A 20,704-nucleotide genomic window follows, 5' to 3' on the forward strand; every position below is an offset into this window, starting at 1 on the left:
CGGTGATCGTCATACCGGTAAATAACCTGCGTCGGTATCTCAGCGGGGCGGCCATGACATGCGGACACGATGAAAACCCCCGCCAGACTGGCGACAATGCGTGAAATCATTTTCATTTTGCCGTCAGCCCTAAATCTGGGTTGCACTTCATGTGATCCCATCCCTGATAATTTTTAACCTTGGGGACTTTTTGCGGGGCGTCTTGCCAGTTGGAAAGAAATCCCGATGTAGAATTTATTAAGTGTGTGTTTTGAATAAATTGAAGCCCCCAACCATTGGTAATATGTCCTGCATCTAAATGCACTTTTTCGCCGTCAATAATATAATCAATGCCCGTTCCCCCTTTCATTGCACGCGGATCATCAAACGGCGCAGAACTGGTATATAACCGCCCGTCTTTTGCGAGCCAATACGCCCGATCATCAACAACGGTTAAAGAATGAAATTCTCTGTTATTGGGTTGGCGACCTCCTGACATTGATACAGGTTGCCATGTTTTACCATAATCTTTTGATACTGTTCCGTCTCCGTAATCATCCCAGTTAGTGACAACCATATAGCGCTCAGACGGATGAATATATATTTGACTAAATGCCTGATAAAACTGGTCAAAAATTTCTGTTTTAATGCCGCGTTTTGTGTCCGTGTACCACAACGCCCCCTGACAATAAAACCCCTTTAATTCTAAATAACGGTGATCGTCATACCGGTAAATAACCTGCGTCGGTATCTCAGCGGGGCGGCCATGACATGCGGACACGATGAAAGCCCCCGCCAGACTGGCGGCAATGCGTGAAATCATTTTCATTTTCTGTTTAATTCCTTTTCATTTAACCTTGGCGGCATAGACCACTGATAAACGGGTTCATCAGTGTTATAGGGTTCATTACGTTGCGCAGGTTTAACGCGGGTTCGCGGGCCATAGTCATTCAGTACCCCAAAATCACCGGCGGCTAAAAATTTATCCGGTTTGTTCATGAATTTTTTTGTAGTATCAAATGGAAGTTTTCCGCTTTTATAATATTCATAAGTTCTTTGATCATAACTCCGTCGCCAGTCCGCATCTTGTAACAATTTCCGCCAGAACGCGCCGTTCTCAATTACGTGAGATTTGCACTGGCCGATTGCCAGATCGTAAGCCATTGCATGAGACGGCGCTTTATCACTCATAACGATTGATGAGTGCTGACTCAGTAAGATTGATTCCGCGCCGCCGATTTCTTTTGCGATTTCTTCGTGTGTTTTGGTGCGTAAATATGAAAAATGCCTTGTCCCTGCTAATTCCACTATAGAGGCTTGAGTTATGGTGATTGATGGATTTCCCGCATAAAGGTTATACGTTAAAAGCGCACACTCTTCTTCCGTGAAATTTTTGTTGGTATCCATTGATCTGTATGGCTCATAAATCGATGCCGGTCTGTATTCATGTACCGTTGTTTGACTGGCAAGGTTTGCGCTGGCTATATCCACATCCGGGCCGCTCATTTTTGAATGATATTTTTCCGCCCCTTCGTTACCCTGGCCTTGCAATGCAAACATGAAAGAATCGGGCAATTCCTCCCCCGTTATGCTCACATCACGGAACGTGTAAGCGACATTAACGACGCCATGCATAAAACCAGAATAATTATCACCGGCGTTTGTTATCGGCCCCGCAAACTGGTACGGCTCAGTGCGTTTAACCCCAACAAATTCATCCTGCGCAAAAACGCGCTGACGCAAATTAGGTATTGTGCTGGCGATTTTGTCAGGCACGCCACGCCATCCGAAACCCTGTATAGGCCGCATAGATACGGTCTGATCGTTCGGACAAAAGTAGTTATAAACCTTGCCAAAATTGTTACGCCGGTTACGCGGATCCTGATACCACGCCCCCGCTTTTTTAATGCAAATCGTATCGTATAATTTTTGGGTTTCGGCATCCGTGTGCAACCCGTCCCCCTCCCTGTAATTCTTATTATCCCGCATGATTGCGCAGAAGTTTTTAAACGTTTCTTCACGGCCTTCCGTTGTTTGCTGATTATCCGGCATCCCGTTTTCTAACATGAGATCAGTTAATGAATAAGGGGAATGATTGAAAATGACGCAATCTGCGGGATATTTCCCCCGTTGTTTAAGAATCATATTTGCTAACATGGTGATAATCGTCCCCTGGCTATGAGCGACGACGTTGATCACGTCTTTTGCAGTTATTGGGTTATCGCGAATTTCAAACATCAGATTCGCCAAACGTTGCGCCGCGAATACCTGATAAATCCGGTGCGGGTTGTCGTAAATCGGATGGGTTCGATCACGCGCATCGTTTTGCGTCTGGCTTTTGATTGGTTTCATTATGAAGCCATTTGCACCTGGCCCGAACATGTCCGGGATATTGGTCGTTGCATTGGCAAACATCCCGCCGCATTTCGCGAAATTCAGGTCTAAAACGTTGCAAAAATTATCAATCTTTTTCCCGTCAAACCTTTTTAAAATATGTTCTTCGTATTCCTGAAAGGCGTCATAAGGTAACGGTATTTCCTGACTGCCATACATTCCCCGCATTTTGTCTATATAGTCTTTCTGGTCTTGTACGTAGGTATCATGATCAACCGGCTTGTAACCCCAGTAAAACGGAATGACCGGCGACGCTACATCAGATAACACTTCCTTTTGTTTTTTGTCCGTGACTGTCTGGCGTTTTCCGTCCGCGTCTGTGATTTGGAATTCTTTTTCTGACCATTCGTGACACACTAAATCATCACGGCCTAAGCGCTTATTCAGCCCCGCTATAATTCCGCGTTCCTGATTCTGGTATGCCTCCCCGACATCGTTCACGCCGTGGACCAGGATCACAATGCAGGGCATCGGGCGCGGGACTTCACATTTAGTGACGTAAGACGACGGCCCCGCATCGGTCGGCACGCCGATACAACCGACGGCCAAATACTGCGGCGGGCGTGCAGGGGCTTTTTTATCTGTGCTGTCTGACATAGTGATTTCCTTATTCGTCGTCGTGTATCAGTTTAATGGAATAGCTTTCCAGCTCGGACGGCCTGAGCAAATCCGAATGACCGTTAGCGTCGGTTATTCCTGCGGTCTTTACGCCATTTTTGAAGATTTCAAATTTCTGATTTGGCAGACCGTGATCCGGTTCGCCTGGTGCGTGGAGTAAAAATTGATGTGACAATTCACCCTCTTTGAAAACGGGTAACGTTTCCTGAATGCTGTCTTTCGGTAAATAACGCACGTCCATAGTTTTAAACGTCACCCCTTGCGGCGCGATGATCTCAACCTCGCCGTTCTTTATGCGCAGCCCGGCCCCGCCGCACATCAAAACCACTTCTTTTTTTGCATTGAAAGAAATACGCCCGCTTGAACTGGTTGTGATCACATCACCAAACGCGGTCAGCTTGATTTCATCCTTTTGCGCTTTTAAATGAATGGGGCCGCCCGCCGCTGTGAGCAGAATCCCCGCTTTACGCACGAACACAGAAACCAATTCCGCCGCCGCGACAGTGAAGCGCCCAAAGGCGTTTAATGAAGTGTCTTTATGCGATGTGGTGATCACGTTTTCACCGGCGCTGATCTGCGCGGTTTTCGGCGTCGTCTGGGCGATCCCCGCGTCACCGTAAAGCGCAATCACCGGCGCGGCCAGCTGGTTAACGCCCTGGCTTAATGCCTGCTGTTTTCCGGCATCCGTGGCGGGCGTGTCGCAGCTGGTGGCACTGGCGGCCAGAGATTTAGCCAGCGTTAATGCGGCGGTCAGCTGGGCAACCGTAGCGGCCATGTCTAATTGTTTGCCGTTGGCTCTCAGCTGGGTTTCTGTGGTGATGTGCAAACCCTTGTCAGCACGTAACGCGCCGTAAAAGTCGGTGCGAACCTCGAAACCCTCCCCGCGTTTCTGGCCGCTGCTGTCAACTAAATGGCCGGTGTTTACCTGCGTTTTGCCGTATTCCGTCGCCAGCTTGATATGTTCCTGATCCCGCTTATCCTCCATCCGCAGTTTGTTATTACGCGGCGTGCGGATCACATTGCGTGTGTTGTTTTGGTTTGTGACTAAATCGGGGTTTGTGGCATCGTGCAGGGCGTGCGCAATGTATGGCCGTTCGGGATCGCCCTGGTCAAAAGCAATTGCAACTTCTGTGTTATCGAGTAAAGGAAAATGAAAACCGTAAGTATCACCGGCATAAGGGCGGGCCAGCCTCACGGCGGCGCTTTCAAATCCCTTTTTCCATTCGGCTAAATCAAAATGAAATTTGATGCGGTAGCGTCCGAACGCGTCAATATGTGCCGTTGCGCCGTTGTATTCCATCGCTGAAACGCGGGCGGGAACCGTGCCGGTAATAACGGGGCGCGGCAGGCGCTCCGGCCTGTAACACACATCTTCACTGTACGGAATGCCGCTTAATTCTGACCTGTACGCATTTTTGCGGGAACCGCTGGCCGTCATGGCCGTTACAACAAAACCGTTTGTGAACGCCGCCGGAAGGTTGCCATCAATGTCTAACTCCTTCCCTGGTGTTACGTCCGGGCTATCTGTTATCGCGGTGAGCCGGGTTTGTGCATTTAAAAAAAGCTCATGCCTGATCCGTGCGTAAAAATAGCTGGTTTCCGCCATCTGGCCGTTGCCGATTTCGTACCGGTTGCCCGGTTCGTTGTGAATGTCAGAATAAAAGTATTGTTCGCCGTGTGTGGTGTCGTCTCCGCGTGTTGCGTCTGCGGTTTCCGTGGTGGTGTCGTAGTTGCGCAGCGGGTAATGATAGTTTTTCACCATCACACTGGCCGTGGCGACGTTATGACGGGCTTTCAGTTCTTTAACAGAATAATCATTGCCAGACATTCCCGCTTCGTTGTAGAGCTTTATATGATTATTTAAAAGGTAAAGGCTTTGACTGTCTGCAAAAACCATCGTCACGATGTCGTCATGTTTTGGATGTTTTTCGAAACGGAACCAGATCCCAACCTCAGACAATAACCGGCGGATAAACTGCAAATCAGTTTCCCCCCACTGTGTGATCATTTCGCGGCGCGGATAGACCCATTTCAATTCGTCGAAATTGATTTCGTAACCTTCAAAATGATGTTCCTTGAGGATTTGTTTTACTAAATCCGGCACGGCAATATCCTGATAAATTGCAGACCGCCGCCGGTTATCCATCAGGGCCAAAGGATGGTATAAAATAACTTCATACAAGGATTCATCGGCTGACGTGCTGATCCGTTCAAAAGACGTTACGACCCCCTCAACCGTCCGGTTTTTTTGCCAGAGTGCCGAACCGGCCATGTATTCCGAATATTCGGGATTCGGTACGCGCATTTCAAAACTGGCGTATTGTTTCAGCAGACTGACGGCGGGAATATCTTTTTGATGTGAAGTAAAGCGGATTGTATACTTATACGGTTCACTTAATGCTTCATGACTGGTAAATGATTCGACATCGGCAATAACATCAGAATTTATTATATTTAATAAATATCTATTCTGACTTTCAATAGGATTGAATATATTAGGGACGAGGGATATCACCTGATCTGACATGTTTTTTCCTTGTGTGCAATTTCCATTTATACCTGGTGTTATTATACCCCCCAATTTCTACCGAAAATAAAAGGATTTTAAAAATGACATCCCCGTTGATTGTAACCGGCGACACGACAACGCATGGCGGAACGTTGGGCGAAGGTGATATGAATTTTTATGTAGACGGTCATTACGCAGTATTAACCGGTCATGGTTTTATGTGCCCGCTGTGTAAAGTAAGGGCTGTTTTCTATTCCGGTGCGCCTAACATTGAAATCAATGGAAAGCAGCGCATCAGGCAGGGTGACGCTGCCAGCTGCGGCGCAAAGGCATTACACAAGGGCGACGGCGTGCCTGAAATGGGGTGATTATGTTTTTATGAAATTATGAAAAATACATAAAAAAAACCGCCTAAGCGGGTAATGCTGATCGGTTAATAATCCGTTGAGCTAACCAGACGGTCATTCACCGCGCTCAGCTCTGTGATTGCTGGCCAAAAACACCCGGTGAAGACGCCATCCGGGTCCTGTTTGATATTACTCAACAACGCTGGCACGAAGAGGCCAGGCCCCCCCTCTGGCATGGGTTGACGCTCAATGCTGTCGATGGCGTTGTCTGGCATACGCAGGACAACGCTGAAAATGCCGAGGCCTTCGGCAAAGCGTCTAATCAGCATGGTGAATGCGGTTATCTTGCTGACTTATAATCTTATTCGCTACCAGATGATCAAGATGGCGTTCAGTCTGAAGGGGGATTATCTGCCGTACCAGTTGAGTTATGCGAGGAAAGTGAGGGAAAAGTGGTCGAAATATCCCTTAAAAAACAATGCCGGCCACCTTAAGTGACCGGCATTAGGCCGAAGCCTCCCTTCTCAGACCCCGACAATGCTTACCATTAATGGCTACGCATGTACTCGTCCATGTCTGTTTTCAGGTTATCGGACTTGGTGCCGAAGATTGCCTGAACACCAGAACCCGCCACAACCACACCTGCCGCACCCAGTTTTTTCAGGCCAGCCTGATCAACTTTGGATACGTCGGCTACGCTGACGCGCAGACGGGTGATACAGGCATCAAGGTTTGTGATGTTTTCTTTGCCACCGAAGGCCTCGACCAGAGAAGCTGACATTTCTGAGCCACCCTGTGTTGAGGTTTCGCTGCTTGAGTCTTCGCGGCCAGGAGTTTTCAGATCCAGTTTAGCAATCAGGAAACGGAAGACGCTGTAGTAAATCACTGCATAGACCGCACCCACGATTGGGAACAACCAGATTTTGCTGCTGTTGCCGCTCAGTACGATAAAGTCAATCAGACCGTGGGAGAAGCTGGTACCGTCACGCATGCCCAACAGGATACAGATTGGGAAGGCCAGACCGGCCAGAATCGCGTGGATCACATACAGGATCGGCGCCACGAACATGAAGGAGAATTCGATTGGCTCGGTGATACCGGTCAGGAACGCGGTCAGCGCAGCGGAGATCATGATCCCGCCGACTTTTGCACGGTTCTCAGGTTTCGCTGAGTGCCAGATAGCAACTGCTGCAGCTGGCAGACCGTACATTTTGAACAGGAAGCCGCCTGACAGTTTACCCGCAGTTGGGTCACCCGCCATGTAACGTGGGATGTCGCCGTGGAAGACCTGACCGGCAGAGTTCACGTACTCACCGATTTGCATCTGGAATGGAACGTTCCAGATGTGGTGCAGACCAAACGGAACCAGCGCACGTTCAACAACGCCGTAGATACCGAATGCCACAACCGGGTTCTGATAAGCAGCCCACTGTGAGAAAGTTTGGATACCTGTACCGATTGGCGGCCAGATGAAGGACAGAACCACACCCAGAATGATGGCAGCCAGACCAGAAATGATCGGAACAAAACGTTTACCCGCGAAGAAGCCCAGATATTCAGGCAGCTTGATGCGATAGAAACGATTGAACATGTATGCCGCAATCGCACCGGAGATAATACCGCCCAGTACGCCGGTATCCGCTAAGTGCTTAGCGGCAATTTCGTCAGCCGGCAAATGCAGAACCAGAGGTGCGACAACCGCCATGGTTTTCACCATGATGCCGTACGCAACAACCGCAGCCAGTGCGGAAACACCGTCGTTATTGGTGAAACCTAATGCCACACCGATAGCGAAAATCAGAGGCATGTTAGCGAAGACTGAACCACCGGCTTCGGCCATAACATGGGAAACGATCATTGGCAGCCAGCTAAAGTTTGCAGAACCGACGCCCAGCAGGATACCTGCGATTGGGAGTACGGAAACTGGCAGCATTAGCGATTTACCGACCTTTTGAAGGTTTGCAAACGCGTTCTTAAACATAATTGAGTGTGCTCCTGAGTAATGATGCTTTTTGTTACTTCATGCGATTTCGCTTAGTAGCGAACCGCTTTGCAAAGGCTCTGAGAGCCTTTTGCTGTCGGGTGTCTAAGCACCCCTTTTAATTTTTACGAAGGGTAAAATAATTCGCTTTGTTAATGTTTGATGGCAGTCACGTTTTTCTGAAAAATGCGGTAACAGTGTATTAAAAACCCGCACTTACCCACACAAAATCCGAAAAACACTCCCCTGGCATCGTGAAAAACGGGGCCAAGATACCCCATTAAGGTGATTAATTACGAGATGAAAAATAAATCCGAGACAAATGACTAAGCGAAAGCTTAGGTCAGGGAAGATGCATCGATGTGAAATAATCGTGAAAAGTTTGCTGTTGTCACTTCGGCCAGCTGTTCGACGCTAACGCCTTTCAGAACAGCCATGTAATCGGCCACATCACGCACGTATGCAGGCTGGTTTTCTTTACCGCGATGCGGAACCGGTGCCAGATACGGAGAGTCGGTTTCTACCAGAAGACGGTCTAACGGCACATAACGGGCGACTTCGCGTAAGGATTCAGCATTTCGGAAAGTCAGGATGCCGGAGAAGGAGATGTAGAAACCGAGGTCTAACAGGAATTCTGCGGTCGGGATATCTTCGGTAAAGCAGTGCAGAACGCCTCCGCATTCACCGGCTTTCTCTTCTTTCAGGATATCGAGTGTGTCCTGACGCGCGTCACGGGTATGGACGATCACTGGTTTGTTCAGCTCGCGACCAATGCGGATGTGCTCACGGAAAGAATCCTGCTGCAATTTCAGCTGATGTGCTTCTTTCTGATAGAAATAATCCAGACCCGTTTCCCCCATCGCCACCACTTTCGGGCCGGCAGCCAGACGTTTCAGCTCAGCGAAATCATAGCCATCATCGATGTTTAACGGGTGAACACCACAGGAAAATGCCACGTCCGGGCGTTCGCCAATCTGCTGTGTCATTGCCTGATAACCGGGCAGCGTCGTTGCAACAGCCAGCATAAATTTAACATCGCGCTCGCGGGCTTTTTCCAGCACGTCATCAACGCCGGAGTGCAGCTCGTTATAATCCAGGCTGTCGAGATGACAATGGGAATCGACTAAAAACATAATAGTTAACTCATTACTTAGTAAAAGGATTCAGCGCGAAAGCGCGGAACTGAAAATAGAGGGGGAAACAGCGCCCTGAAGCATCTGTTCCCATTCCAGCAGTTGTTCGGTCAGCAACAGTTCGCGATTAACCCCCACGATGGAGAGTAACTGCTGGCGGCAGTGCATCCAGGCGGTGACAGACTGTTGCAACGAAACATTAGATTGCGCACCGGCAAGCAGACTTATCAGTGGTTGCTGGTCATGATTAATGATGAATTGCCCAGCCCGTTGCTGCCATTTGATAGCATCAAGCAGCAGCGTCGCCAGCCAGTACAGACGGTCAGCGGCATCGTCATGGTTGAGTTGCGGCAACAGTGAGAGCATATCCTGCTGCTGGCACTGTGTATAAAGCTGCTGACACAGTATCACGCGTTGTTTCCAGCGCTCCGGTTGCAACAGCGCCATCGCCGAAAGCGGCGCACCGTTGCTCAGCCGCAAGGCGGTCTTAATCGCCACCGGATCCGCGCTGAGCTGGCGGTTGATCCACTGTACGGATAACGCCTCTTCCGGCACCGGCAGATGCCAGTAGAAACAGCGGCTGCGGATAGTGGCCAGCAACGCTGAAGGTTCACGGCATCCCAGCAGAAAATAAGTCCCGGCTGGTGGTTCTTCCAGCGTTTTGAGTAAGGCGTTGGCGGCGGCCTCCGTCAGCATTTCCATCTGCGGGATCCACACGACTTTCGCACCGCCCTGCTGCGAGTAATTATACAACGTTTCAATCAGTTGGCGGACAGGGTCGATACCCAGCGAACTCTTACCTTTTTCAGGCAGCAGGGTATGCCAGTCAGGATGGTTTCCGGCGATCATCAGCTGGCAGCTGTGGCATTTACCGCAACTTTTTTCCCCATCTTTATGCTGGCAAAGCAACCAGCGGCTCAGGCCATAGACCAGTGCGTCATCGCCCATTCCCGCCGCAACGTGCATCAGCAGGGAATGATGACCACGCCCGGTCTGATATTGCCCGATTAACTGGCGGTAAGGGCCGCTGAGCCACGGATACCAACTCATGACATCTGGCCTTTTGCAGTTTGTTCATCGAACCAGTTTTTTAACGTCAGTTCGATAGAGGCTTTGACCTGTTCAATGGTCTGCGACGCATCAATGGTTTTGATGCGGCTGTCGGCGGCGGCGAGTTCGAGATAACGCGCACGCGTACGCTCAAAGAAGGGCAGCGCTTCCTGCTCGATACGATCCAGCTCACCGCGCGCACGGGCGCGTTGCAGACCAATAGCCGGTGGTAAGTCGAGATAAAGCGTGAGATCAGGGCGGAAATCGCCCAGCACGGTGTCGCGCAAAGAACTCATCAGTTTTGCATCAATACCGCGTCCGCCGCCCTGATAGGCTTGCGAAGAGAGATCATGGCGATCTCCTACAACCCAGGCGCCACGCGCCAGAGCAGGTAAAATCACGGTTTCAACCAGCTGGACGCGCGCGGCATAAAGCATCAGTACTTCCGCCTTCACGGTAGGTTTTTCACCGTCAACGCCGCGTTTGAACAAATCACGCAGCTTTTCGGCCAGTGGCGTACCGCCAGGCTCACGGGTAAACACAATTTCTTGCACCCCATGCTGGCGCAACGCATTCACAACCACGTCATGTGCGGTGGTCTTCCCTGCCCCTTCAAGGCCTTCGATTACAATGAAGTTACTTTTCATTCTTGTTTTTCAGAGCCTCTAAATACACACGAACCGCCTTGTTGTGGTTCACAAGGTTAGTGCTGAAAGTATGCCCGCCTTTGCCGTCAGCGACAAAATAAAGATACGGCGTTTTTGCCGGATTCGCCGCAGCCTGGAGCGACGCTTCGCCCGGCATCGCAATTGGTGATGGCGGCAAACCGGTAATGACGTAGGTATTGTAAGGCGTCGGCGTTTCTAAATCTTTTTTGGTGATATTGCCGGTGTAACTTTCGCCCATTCCATAGATAACCGTCGGGTCAGTTTGCAGACGCATTCCGATACGAAGACGGTTAATAAAGACAGAGGCCACTTCAGGGCGTTCATCTTTTACGGCGGTTTCTTTTTCGATAATCGACGCCATCGTCACCATATCGGCGGGTGTTTTATACGGCAGCGAATCGGCCCGGCCTTTCCAGATGTCGGCAACGGTTTTTTCCATCCGTACATGCGCACGTTTGAGCAAAGAAACATCGGTCATCCCGGCGGTGTAGTGATAAGTGTCAGGATACAGCCAGCCTTCTGGATTTTTGCTGTCAGTCATCCCTAACGCTGCGGCAATCTCTTCGCTGCTTTTACCGCTCAGCTCATGCTTAAGATATTCCGATTTATCCAGCACCTTCATCCAGTCGCTCAGTTTGAAACCTTCCACAAAGCGAATGCTGAACTGCGCTTCTTTACCGCTTTTCAGCAACTCCAGCATCTGGCGAACGGTCATTCCTTTCTCAAGACGATACGTCCCGGCTTTGAACTCGCTCAGTTCAGGCTCGAGGCGCAATAACCACGGGAACCAGTGACTTGATTTAATCAGTTTTTTATCAATGAGCAGCGTTTCCAGCGCCACACGCCCCGTACCGGCTGGCAGGGTGAAAATGGTTTCGCTGCTGACGTTGATCGGGCGGTCGGCGAACTGCTTCACTTTATGGTAACTCAGCGCCGCCAGCCCAAGCAGGATCAGGACAATCAGGGCGAAAAATTTCGTTTTTTTGTTTTTCATTGTCGGTTCACTTTTTAACAGCTTTGGTGCAGGAAATCGTACAAATCACGTGAAGAATAATGCCGTCTGTCCACCTGCGACACAGGCAAAACGGGCATCAGTGCGTTACAAATTAGGATCTCATCAGCATCGGACAGAATTTCAGGCGGCTCACTGACAATGTGCAAAGCCCACGTGGTCGCTTCAAGCACCCGGAGCAGGTGCTGACGCATAATGCCGTCAACGCCGGACTGCGATAAATCCGGCGTAAAAACCTGATTTCCCTTACGCCAGAATAAATTGGCCGCACAGCATTCTACCAGGCAACCGGAAGTGTTAACGACCAGCGCCTCATTAGCATCTGTCTGGTCCAGATCCATGCGGATCATCACTTGTTCCAGGCGATTCAGATGCTTTATCCCAGCCAGCAACGGGTTTTGGCTCAGGGCCACCGGGCTCAGCGTTAACTTCACACCCTGTTGCCGCCAGAGCGAGTATTGCACCGGATAATCGGAAACGGAGACAATACGGGTCGGTTCGCTGCATCCTGCAGCACTGTAACCACGCCCGCCCTTTCCCCGGGTCAGAATAGCTTTAACAACTGCCTCACTTCGTTGCCCGGCAGCCTGGCGCATTTCATGCTCCAGTGCTCCCCAGTCAACCCCCGTAATCCGCAAAACAGAGGCAGCCTGTTGCATACGCCGGATGTGTTTTGCAAGAAATTGAATTTCGCCGTGGATCACTCTGGCTGTCGTAAAGCACCCGTCGCCAAATTGTACCGAGCGATCTCCTGCCGGCAATGTCGTTTGCGCCACACCGTTAATCCACATGGTTACTTCCTCCGGGCATTAAGGTTCTCTGAGAGAAGAGCCTGCGTGAGCGGGCTTACTGCATCAAGTGGAGCATTCTTACTTTATCGTACCGGGCCACACTGAGAGCTGAAACACGCGGTTTGTTGAGCTGCCGTTTGGCACAAACCGGGTCATTTGTGCAGACAGCAAAAAGGCCCAATAGCGGGCCTTTTACGGACGAACAGGTTTTGACCGGATTCAGATCTTGCGGAATACCAGCGAACCATTGGTACCGCCAAAACCGAACGAATTACACAGTGAGTAATCCAACGCTTTTACCTGACGCGCTTCATGCGGCACGAAGTCCAGATCACAACCTTCATCCGGATTATCCAGATTGATGGTTGGAGGAACAGCCTGATCGCGCAAAGCAAGCAAGGTAAAGATGGATTCCACTGCGCCCGCTGCGCCCAGCAAATGCCCGGTCATGGATTTAGTCGAACTGACCAGCACTTTCTTCGCATCCGCACCGAAGACAGACTTAACGGCCTGCGCTTCAGCTTTATCACCGGCAGCGGTAGATGTCCCGTGCGCGTTGATGTAACCAATCTCGGAAGCAGAAATACCGGCATCGCGCAGTGCATTTTCCATTGCCAGAGCAGCACCCGCGCCGTCTTCCGGCGGTGAAGTCATGTGGAAGGCATCGCTGCTCATGCCAAAACCAACAATCTCAGCATAAATTTTCGCACCACGTTTGCGGGCATGTTCGTACTCTTCCAGCACCATAATGCCTGCGCCATCGCCGAGGACGAAACCATCACGATCTTTATCCCAAGGACGGCTCGCCGCCTGAGGATTATCATTACGGGTTGAAAGCGCACGTGCCGCGCCAAAACCACCCACACCCAACGGTGTACTGGCTTTTTCTGCGCCACCGGCCAGCATGACGTCAGCATCGTTATAAGCAATGATACGTGCCGCATGACCAATATTGTGCACGCCAGATGTACAAGCCGTAGCAATAGAAATACTCGGTCCACGCAACCCAAACATAATGCTCAGATGACCGGCAATCATGTTAACGATGGTTGAGGGAACGAAGAAAGGACTAATTTTACGCGGCCCGCCGTTAACCAATGAGGAATGGTTTTCTTCAATCAGACCGAGTCCGCCAATACCAGAACCGATCGCCGCACCAATGCGTGTCGCGTTCTCAGCAGTGATTTCAAGCCCGGAGTCCTGCATCGCTTGAATACCGGCAGCAATACCATACTGAATAAAGGCATCCATCTTGCGGGCATCTTTGCGCGCGATGAAGTCTTCACAGTTAAAATCTTTTACTAAGCCAGCAAAGCGCGTTGCATAGGCACTAGTATCAAAATGGTCGATTAGGCTAATGCCACTCTGACCGGCAAGGAGAGCGTTCCAAGTGGACTCTACAGTATTGCCGACAGGAGACAGCATGCCCAGTCCAGTCACTACAACTCGACGCTTAGACACGTGTGTCCTCCAGGGAGGGAAAAAAGTAGTAATACCGTGGGATATAAAAAACTTAGGCGGTCAAATGACCGCCTAACTATCTAAACTTAAAGCATGTACGCTTACTGTTGGCTAGCGTTGATAAAATCAATAGCTGCCTGAACAGTAGTGATTTTTTCAGCTTCTTCGTCAGGGATCTCGGTATCAAACTCTTCTTCCAGAGCCATAACCAGCTCAACGGTGTCGAGAGAATCAGCGCCAAGGTCGTCTACGAAAGATGCAGCATTCACTACTTCTTCCTGTTTAACACCCAGCTGTTCAACGATGATTTTCTTAACGCGTTCTTCGATAGTGCTCATACTCTTAAATTTCCTATCAAAACTCGCTTTCGCGATGGTTTTCGTAGTGTATAAAATGTTGAAAAAGATGCAACTAAATCCAGGCTGGTCAAACCACGAATTTGCTCTATTTTGCGGTTTTTACCGCAAAAAACGCAAATAATTTCGTAATTTTTAAATCATGTACATGCCGCCATTGACATGTAATGTTTCACCCGTGATGTAGCTGGCCTCGTCAGAGGCTAAAAAAGCAACGGCGCTGGCAATTTCTTTGGCATCGCCCAACCGGTTGGCTGGAACTGATGACAAAATGCCTGCGCGTTGATCATCTGTCAACGCCCTTGTCATATCCGTCTCAATAAAGCCGGGAGCGACGACGTTGACAGTAATGCCACGTGAAGCGACTTCACGTGCCAAAGACTTACTAAAACCAATCAAGCCAGCTTTAGCCGCCGCGTAGTTCGCCTGCCCTGCGTTACCCATGGTGCCAACAACGGAACCAATTGTAATAATCCGTCCACACCGTTTCTTCATCATAGCCCGCATGACAGCTTTTGACAGCCGAAACACTGAAGTCAGGTTCGTGTCCAGGATATCCTGCCACTCATCGTCCTTCATTCGCATGAGAAGGTTATCACGGGTAATGCCGGCATTATTAACTAAAATATCAATTTCGCCAAATTCAGCTCGAATCGTCGCCAATACTTGCTCAATAGATGCAGAATCAACCACATTGAGCATAATACCTTTGCCGTTTTCGCCTAAATATTCGCCGATTGCTTCAGCGCCTTTTTCGCTGGTCGCGGTGCCGATCACTTTTGCGCCGCCAGCAACCAGCTTTTCAGCGATTGCGCGACCAATGCCACGGCTCGCACCCGTTACCAGTGCAATTTTGCCTTCGAAGCTCATACTCATCCTCTTAATTACTGCTCAAGCGCCGCAGTCAGGCTTGCCGTGTCGTTTACCGCGGCCGCCGTCAGGGTGTCTACAATACGTTTAGTCAGACCGGTCAGAACTTTACCTGGTCCCACTTCTAATAACTGTTCAACGCCTTGTGCTGCCATGAATTCGACAGATTCAGTCCAGCGTACCGGGCTGTATAACTGACGAACCAGCGCACTGCGGATTGCTTCCGCAGATGTTTCAACTTTCACGTCTACGTTGTTCACGACGGAATATTGTGGCGCACTGAAGGTCACATTTTCCAGCGCAACGGCCAGTTTATCAGCAGCAGGCTTCATTAATGCGCAGTGTGAAGGCACGCTGACAGGTAACGGCAGAGCTCGTTTTGCACCTGCGGCTTTACAAGCAGCACCGGCACGCTCAACGGCTTCTTTGTTACCCGCGATAACAACCTGGCCCGGCGAGTTAAAGTTCACCGGCGAAACAACCTGGCCTTGCGCAGATTCTTCACACGCTTTAGCGATGGCATCGTTATCCAGACCGATGATAGCGTACATAGCACCAGTACCTGCCGGCACCGCTTCCTGCATCAGTTTGCCGCGCAGTTCAACCAGAGAAATAGCCTGTTTGAAATCCAGCACACCCGCGCAAACCAGCGCCGAGTACTCGCCCAGGCTGTGGCCGGCCATCAGAACAGGCTGAGTGCCGTTCTGCTGCTGCCAGACGCGCCAGATAGCGACGGACGCTGCCAGTAAAGCAGGCTGTGTCTGCCAGGTTTTATTCAATTCTTCAGCCGGCCCCTGCTGCACCAACTGCCATAAATCATACCCCAGCGCCGAAGAAGCTTCGGCAAATGTCTCTTCAACAACCGGGTGTGCTGTGGCTAAATCAGCCAGCATACCGAGCGTCTGAGAACCCTGACCAGGGAAAACAACTGCTATTTTTGTCATTTTTATCTTCCTGTTAAATCAGAAACGTACCAGCGCCGAGCCCCAGGTAAAGCCACCGCCAAATGCTTCGAGCAGCACTAACTGCCCGCGCTGAATTCTGCCATCACGCACCGCCTCGTCAAGCGCCGCCGGCACGGAAGCCGCTGACGTATTGCCATGACGATCGAGGGTGACAACGACTTTATCCATCCCCATGCCCAGCTTTTTCGCTGTTGCACTGATGATGCGCAGGTTCGCCTGATGCGGAACCAGCCAGTCGAGTTCGGAGCGATCGAGATTATTGGCCGTCAGGGTTTCATCAACAATGTGCGCCAGTTCAGTCACGGCCACTTTGAAGACTTCATTACCCGCCATGGTCACGTAAGCCGGTTTTTCAGGCTCTGACTGACTTGGATAAGCCAGCGTCAGCAGGTTGCCGTAATGACCATCTGCATGCATATGCGTGGAAATAATGCCCTGCTCTTCGGACGCGCCCAGCAATACTGCGCCAGCACCATCGCCAAAGAGGATTACTGTGCCGCGATCTTCAGGATCGAGTTTACGGGACAGCACGTCAGAGCCGATCACCAGCGCATATTTCACGGCGCCGTTTTTAATGTACTGATCGGCAACGCTCAGTGCGTAGGTGAAACCAGCACAAGCAGCGGCCAGATCGAACGCTGCAGAATCCTTGATGCCCAGCATGTTCTGCACCTGGCAGGCTGAACTCGGGAATGCATGTGAAGATGAGGTTGTTGCAACAATGATCAAACCCACGTCGCTCGCGCTGACGCCGGCCATTTCGAGTGCTTTCTCTGCTGCGTGCAGGCCCATTGTGGCCACAGTCTCATCCGGTGCAGCGATACGACGTTCACGAATACCTGTACGGGTGACAATCCACTCGTCGGAGGTATCCACCATTTTTTCTAAGTCGGCATTAGACCGGACTTGCACGGGCAAATAGCTCCCCGTACCGAGAATCTTTGTATACATGTACGATCAGTCACTCTTGGGTAATACAGCTTCAAGGCGCGCGGCGATCCGCTGAGGGACCTGCCGCTGCACCGCCTGCACAGCCTGTTCGATAGCAACAGCAAACGCACGCTGGTTTGCTCCGCCGTGGCTTTTAATAACGATGCCCCGTAATCCTAACAAACATGCGCCATTATACTGGTCGGGGTTGAGATGGCTAAAACGCTTTAGCAATTTCTTCTGTACTATCCGACCTAACCATTTCAGCCACCAGGCCTTCTTGCCACCCTCGCCTGAGGATTTTAACAGTGACAAAAACATCCTTATTACACCTTCCATGGTTTTGAGCGTAACGTTACCCACAAAGCCGTCACACACCATCACGTCAGTCTTACCGGTCAGAAGGTCATTGCCTTCAAGATAGCCGATATAGTTGATTAGTGCGGTATTTTTTAAAATGGCAGCGGCTTCGCGGATGTTATCCAGCCCTTTGCTTTCCTCTTCACCGATATTCAGCAAGGCAACGCGGGGGTTAGGAATACCCACGACCTGCTCGGCCATTACTGCGCCCATAACGGCAAACTGGACCAGCATTGTGCTGTCACACTCAACGTTGGCTCCCAGATCCAGCACCACGGTTTTACTACGCTGCTGATTGGGTAATACGCTCATCAGCGCTGGCCGCTCAATGCCATCCAGAGGCTTTACAACCAGTTTAGCTAATCCCATCAGCGCACCGGTATTCCCGGCACTGACGCACGCCTGAGCGTCACCACTTTTGATCAGTTCCAACGCCACACGCATTGAGCTTCCTTTACTGGCCCGTATAGCTTGCGACGCGCGAAGGTCACTGGCTATTACTGATTCAGCAGGAATTATCCGAATTCGTTCTGTTACAGAAGGATCGGCTTTGGCTAAGAAAGGTGTGATTGCGTCGGGATTGCCGACCAGAAGAAGGTTTAATTCAGAATTAGAAATCAGTGCCTGCAATGAAGCAGGCACTGTGACGGAAGGACCGAAATCCCCGCCCATTACATCTAACGCGAGGGTCAGACGATTCAAGGTATCGCCTTGCCAGCACTTATCACGTGAATAAGTTGCAGGCAAATATCAGCCGATTACCTTGCGACCGCGGTAGAAACCGTCGGCAGTGATGTGGTGACGCAGGTGAGTTTCACCAGAAGTCTTGTCCACAGACAGAGTGGAAGTGGTCAGAGCGTCATGTGAACGACGCATGCCACGTTTAGAACGGGTTGGTTTATTCTGTTGTACGGCCATGGACCTTACTCCTTAAGTACTTTTCTTTAAACTCGCTAATACGGCAAATGGATTTGGTTTCTCCGCCTCTTCCGGCAGTTTACCAAATACCATATCCGCTTCGGACACTTCACAGTGTTCAGATTCATGTACCGGAACGACAGGCAGTGAAAGAATAATTTCGTCTTCAATCATTGCCAGCAAATCGACTTCGCCAAAATCATCGACTTCGATCGGCTCATACGCTTCCGGTAATGCCTCAGCCTGTTCATCATTTTGGACAGGACTAAAACAATACGTTGTGTGAACCTGATGTTCAAACGTCTTACCGCATCTCTGGCATTCCAGAGTCACAGCAACATCGGAGTGGCCGGTAATCACCGCCAGGCGCTGATTGTCGATATTAAACGACAAAGAGGTTTGTACGTCAGAATCCACGCTAACCACTGATTGGGCAACACGCGTAACCTGGTCAGCAGTATAGACACCTGTATAGTCTAAACGCTTCTGGGCTGTGCGGACCGCATCAAGGGTCAGGGGTAATTTTACTTTTTGCATAGGGCGCGCATATTAACTTTGTAACGACAGAGAGTCAAAGAAAAAGGCCTTAAAACCGCACCTTTCACCAATATTCGCTTCCGCAGCGGCCAACAGTTTAAAATGTGTGATTCAATAACGCTACGCTTTGTGAAAAAAAATTATGCAGACCTCCCCGAAAAAAATACTTTTAGCCTCTACTTCGGTGTACCGGCAAGCCCTGCTGGCGAAGACGGGCCTTGCATTTACATGCGCATCGCCAAACATTGATGAAACACCGACTGCGGATGAAAAACCCGATGAACTGGTTAAACGGCTGGCACAGTCTAAAGCCGTCGCACTGAGCGGCCAGTATCCAGAACATCTCATTATAGGCTCTGATCAGGTTTGCTTTATTGACGGACACATTACCGGCAAGCCCCATATTTTCGACAATGCCTTTCGCCAGTTACGTGCGGCAAGTGGCAAGACTGTCACGTTTTATACCGGTCTGAGCCTCTACGATAGCCAGAAGCAACTGGCGCAGACATTGTGCGAAACATTCGATGTCGTTTTCCGGGAATTAACAGACGAAGAGATTTCAGGATATTTACATCGCGAAGAGCCTTATGACTGCGCGGGAAGTTTTAAATCCGAGGGGTTGGGTATTACGCTGTTTGACAACCTTTCAGGACGTGACCCAAATACGCTCATCGGATTACCGCTCATCGCCCTGCTGGAGTTGCTGCGAGCACACGGTGTGAATCCGCTGTTGTAGATGAACAGAAAAGGGGCGCAATCTGTGCGCCCCTTGTTATGAAATGCAGAAACGTTAGCGTTAAGTGCTTTTACTGCGCAGAACTTTCAGGCAATTACGCAGTTTGGCATCCATCGGTGCTTCAATGCGCAACGTTTCACCGGTGTTCGGGTGTTCAAATCGCAAAGCCGCTGCATGCAGGAATAAACGATTCAACCCCGTACCCGCTAATTTTGCGTCAAAACCACGATCGCCATAACGGTCATCAAAAGCAATCGGATGGCCCGCATGTAAGGCGTGGACACGAATCTGGTGCGTTCTGCCAGTTACCGGGCTGGCTTTGACCAGTGTCGCAAACTCGTAACGCTCTTCGATTTTAAAACGCGTTTCAGAAGGTTTACCCTCTGCATTAACACGCACAACACGTTCGCCACTTTGCAGTATATTTTTCAACAACGGTGCCTGCACCACTTTGCAATGTGACGGCCATTCACCGCGCACCAACGCCAGATAATCTTTCTGCATAGTTTTCAGACGCAGTTGTTCGTGCAGGGAACGTAATGCTGAGCGTTTTTTCGCAACCAGCAAAACGCCTGAGGTATCACGATCCAGACGATGAACCAGCTCCAGGAAACGTGCTTCCGGGCGAAGTGCGCGTAGCCCTTCTATTACGCCAAAGCTCAGTCCGCTGCCGCCATGCACTGCCGTCCCGGACGGTTTATTCAGAATCAGCAAATGATCGTCTTCATACAAAATGCAGTCAGCTAAAGCGGCGACTTTATCCAGCTTTGCTGAAACCGGGGCTTCGTCTCTTTCAGCGACGCGAACAGGCGGTACGCGCACCTCATCACCGGCGATTAATTTGTATTCTGGCTTAATTCTTTTTTTATTAACCCGCACTTCTCCCTTGCGCACGATCCGATAGATCATGCTCTTAGGCACGCCTTTAAGGATTTTAAGTAAGAAGTTGTCAATACGCTGACCGGCTTCGTCTTCAGAAATGGGGATTAATTGTACAGTTGGATTCTCAGTTTTCATGGCTCGCGATTCTAAATATCCGGCACGGTTCGCGCCACTCATTTTTATGTGCTTAACTCTTACTTTATCAGT

At 50.2% G+C, this 20,704-nt stretch carries 20 protein-coding genes and 2 pseudogenes; 4 read left to right on the forward strand and 18 right to left on the reverse strand.

Going from position 1 to position 20,704, the window contains the following annotated elements; genetic code table 11:
* Positions 1-112 precede the first annotated feature (112 nt).
* Genes CWS43_RS12125 through CWS43_RS12135 form a run of 3 tightly spaced genes read right to left on the reverse strand, consistent with a single transcriptional unit; the run spans position 113 to position 5,518 of the window.
* The gene (locus CWS43_RS12125) at positions 113-808 is read right to left on the reverse strand and encodes a hypothetical protein (protein ID WP_101077195.1); all 696 of its coding nucleotides are present in this window, start codon (positions 806-808) and stop codon (positions 113-115) included.
* Entirely contained in the window at positions 805-2,970 is a 2,166-nt protein-coding gene (locus CWS43_RS12130) for a DUF3274 domain-containing protein (RefSeq protein ID WP_101077196.1), read from the reverse strand. Before CWS43_RS12130 ends, CWS43_RS12125 begins: the two co-directional genes overlap by 4 nt.
* A gap of 10 nt (positions 2,971-2,980) precedes the next feature.
* A complete protein-coding gene (locus CWS43_RS12135; RefSeq protein WP_101077197.1) occupies positions 2,981-5,518 on the reverse strand; it encodes a type VI secretion system Vgr family protein in 2,538 nt (845 codons plus the stop codon).
* A gap of 83 nt (positions 5,519-5,601) precedes the next feature.
* Between CWS43_RS12135 and CWS43_RS12140 the strand changes: the two genes are divergently transcribed.
* The 3 genes and pseudogenes from CWS43_RS12140 to CWS43_RS27780 all read left to right on the forward strand — a co-directional run.
* Positions 5,602-5,868, forward strand: a complete 267-nt coding sequence (locus tag CWS43_RS12140) for a PAAR domain-containing protein (protein WP_101077198.1) — start codon at positions 5,602-5,604, stop codon at positions 5,866-5,868.
* A 75-nt stretch (positions 5,869-5,943) separates the two neighbouring features.
* Positions 5,944-6,191, forward strand: a pseudogene (locus CWS43_RS27775) (IS4 family transposase); the annotation flags it as partial.
* Positions 6,190-6,279, forward strand: a pseudogene (locus tag CWS43_RS27780) (hypothetical protein); the annotation flags it as partial. The pseudogenes CWS43_RS27775 and CWS43_RS27780, both read left to right, overlap by 2 nt.
* 115 nt (positions 6,280-6,394) lie before the next feature.
* Here CWS43_RS27780 and ptsG read toward each other — a convergent pair.
* The 14 genes from ptsG to yceD all read right to left on the reverse strand — a co-directional run bounded on the left by ptsG (position 6,395) and on the right by yceD (position 18,879).
* Positions 6,395-7,828, reverse strand: coding sequence for a PTS glucose transporter subunit IIBC (ptsG, locus tag CWS43_RS12150; RefSeq protein WP_101077199.1), 1,434 nt, complete (start codon positions 7,826-7,828; stop codon positions 6,395-6,397).
* 338 nt (positions 7,829-8,166) lie between these two features.
* Positions 8,167-8,961 (reverse strand): metal-dependent hydrolase, encoded by a 795-nt coding sequence (locus tag CWS43_RS12155; protein WP_101077200.1) that lies wholly within the window; start codon positions 8,959-8,961, stop codon positions 8,167-8,169.
* A gap of 30 nt (positions 8,962-8,991) precedes the next feature.
* Positions 8,992-10,011 (reverse strand): DNA polymerase III subunit delta', encoded by a 1,020-nt coding sequence (holB, locus tag CWS43_RS12160; protein ID WP_101077201.1) that lies wholly within the window; start codon positions 10,009-10,011, stop codon positions 8,992-8,994.
* On the reverse strand, positions 10,008-10,658 hold the full coding sequence (gene tmk / locus CWS43_RS12165) for a dTMP kinase (protein ID WP_101077202.1): 651 nt from the start codon (positions 10,656-10,658) through the stop codon (positions 10,008-10,010). The genes holB and tmk overlap by 4 nt, the downstream gene beginning before the upstream one ends.
* Positions 10,648-11,673: an endolytic transglycosylase MltG gene (mltG, locus tag CWS43_RS12170; protein ID WP_101077203.1), complete on the reverse strand. Its 1,026-nt coding sequence runs from the start codon at positions 11,671-11,673 to the stop codon at positions 10,648-10,650. The genes tmk and mltG overlap by 11 nt, the downstream gene beginning before the upstream one ends.
* 14 nt (positions 11,674-11,687) lie before the next feature.
* Positions 11,688-12,482, reverse strand: coding sequence for an aminodeoxychorismate lyase (gene pabC, locus CWS43_RS12175; RefSeq protein WP_101077204.1), 795 nt, complete (start codon positions 12,480-12,482; stop codon positions 11,688-11,690).
* 219 nt (positions 12,483-12,701) lie between these two features.
* Complete coding sequence (gene fabF, locus CWS43_RS12180) at positions 12,702-13,943, reverse strand: beta-ketoacyl-ACP synthase II (protein ID WP_101077205.1); 1,242 nt, start codon at positions 13,941-13,943, stop codon at positions 12,702-12,704.
* A gap of 101 nt (positions 13,944-14,044) precedes the next feature.
* Positions 14,045-14,281, reverse strand: a complete 237-nt coding sequence (gene acpP / locus CWS43_RS12185; protein WP_015690190.1) for an acyl carrier protein — start codon at positions 14,279-14,281, stop codon at positions 14,045-14,047.
* Positions 14,282-14,434: 153 nt separating this feature from the next.
* The gene (fabG, locus tag CWS43_RS12190; protein ID WP_013576245.1) at positions 14,435-15,169 is read right to left on the reverse strand and encodes a 3-oxoacyl-ACP reductase FabG; all 735 of its coding nucleotides are present in this window, start codon (positions 15,167-15,169) and stop codon (positions 14,435-14,437) included.
* Between the two features lie 14 nt (positions 15,170-15,183).
* Complete coding sequence (fabD, locus tag CWS43_RS12195; protein WP_101077206.1) at positions 15,184-16,113, reverse strand: ACP S-malonyltransferase; 930 nt, start codon at positions 16,111-16,113, stop codon at positions 15,184-15,186.
* A gap of 18 nt (positions 16,114-16,131) precedes the next feature.
* Complete coding sequence (locus CWS43_RS12200) at positions 16,132-17,085, reverse strand: beta-ketoacyl-ACP synthase III (protein WP_101077207.1); 954 nt, start codon at positions 17,083-17,085, stop codon at positions 16,132-16,134.
* 6 nt (positions 17,086-17,091) lie between these two features.
* Positions 17,092-18,126 carry a phosphate acyltransferase PlsX gene (gene plsX, locus CWS43_RS12205; protein ID WP_101077208.1) on the reverse strand — a complete coding sequence of 345 codons (1,035 nt, stop codon included), beginning with the start codon at positions 18,124-18,126 and terminating at the stop codon, positions 17,092-17,094.
* Positions 18,127-18,174: 48 nt separating this feature from the next.
* Positions 18,175-18,342, reverse strand: coding sequence for a 50S ribosomal protein L32 (gene rpmF, locus CWS43_RS12210; protein WP_013576249.1), 168 nt, complete (start codon positions 18,340-18,342; stop codon positions 18,175-18,177).
* Positions 18,343-18,354: 12 nt separating this feature from the next.
* Positions 18,355-18,879: a 23S rRNA accumulation protein YceD gene (gene yceD, locus CWS43_RS12215; protein WP_101077209.1), complete on the reverse strand. Its 525-nt coding sequence runs from the start codon at positions 18,877-18,879 to the stop codon at positions 18,355-18,357.
* A 142-nt stretch (positions 18,880-19,021) separates the two neighbouring features.
* On the opposite strand from yceD, the gene CWS43_RS12220 reads away from it, so the two are divergent.
* Positions 19,022-19,615, forward strand: a complete 594-nt coding sequence (locus CWS43_RS12220) for a nucleoside triphosphate pyrophosphatase (protein ID WP_101077210.1) — start codon at positions 19,022-19,024, stop codon at positions 19,613-19,615.
* A 60-nt stretch (positions 19,616-19,675) separates the two neighbouring features.
* Here the strand turns inward: CWS43_RS12220 and rluC are convergent, their stop codons facing one another.
* Positions 19,676-20,632 (reverse strand): 23S rRNA pseudouridine(955/2504/2580) synthase RluC, encoded by a 957-nt coding sequence (gene rluC / locus CWS43_RS12225; RefSeq protein ID WP_101077211.1) that lies wholly within the window; start codon positions 20,630-20,632, stop codon positions 19,676-19,678.
* Between the last annotated feature and the right edge of the window lie 72 nt (positions 20,633-20,704).

Origin of the sequence: Rahnella sp. AA (assembly GCF_002834385.1) — a bacterium.
Classification (GTDB): domain Bacteria; phylum Pseudomonadota; class Gammaproteobacteria; order Enterobacterales; family Enterobacteriaceae; genus Rahnella.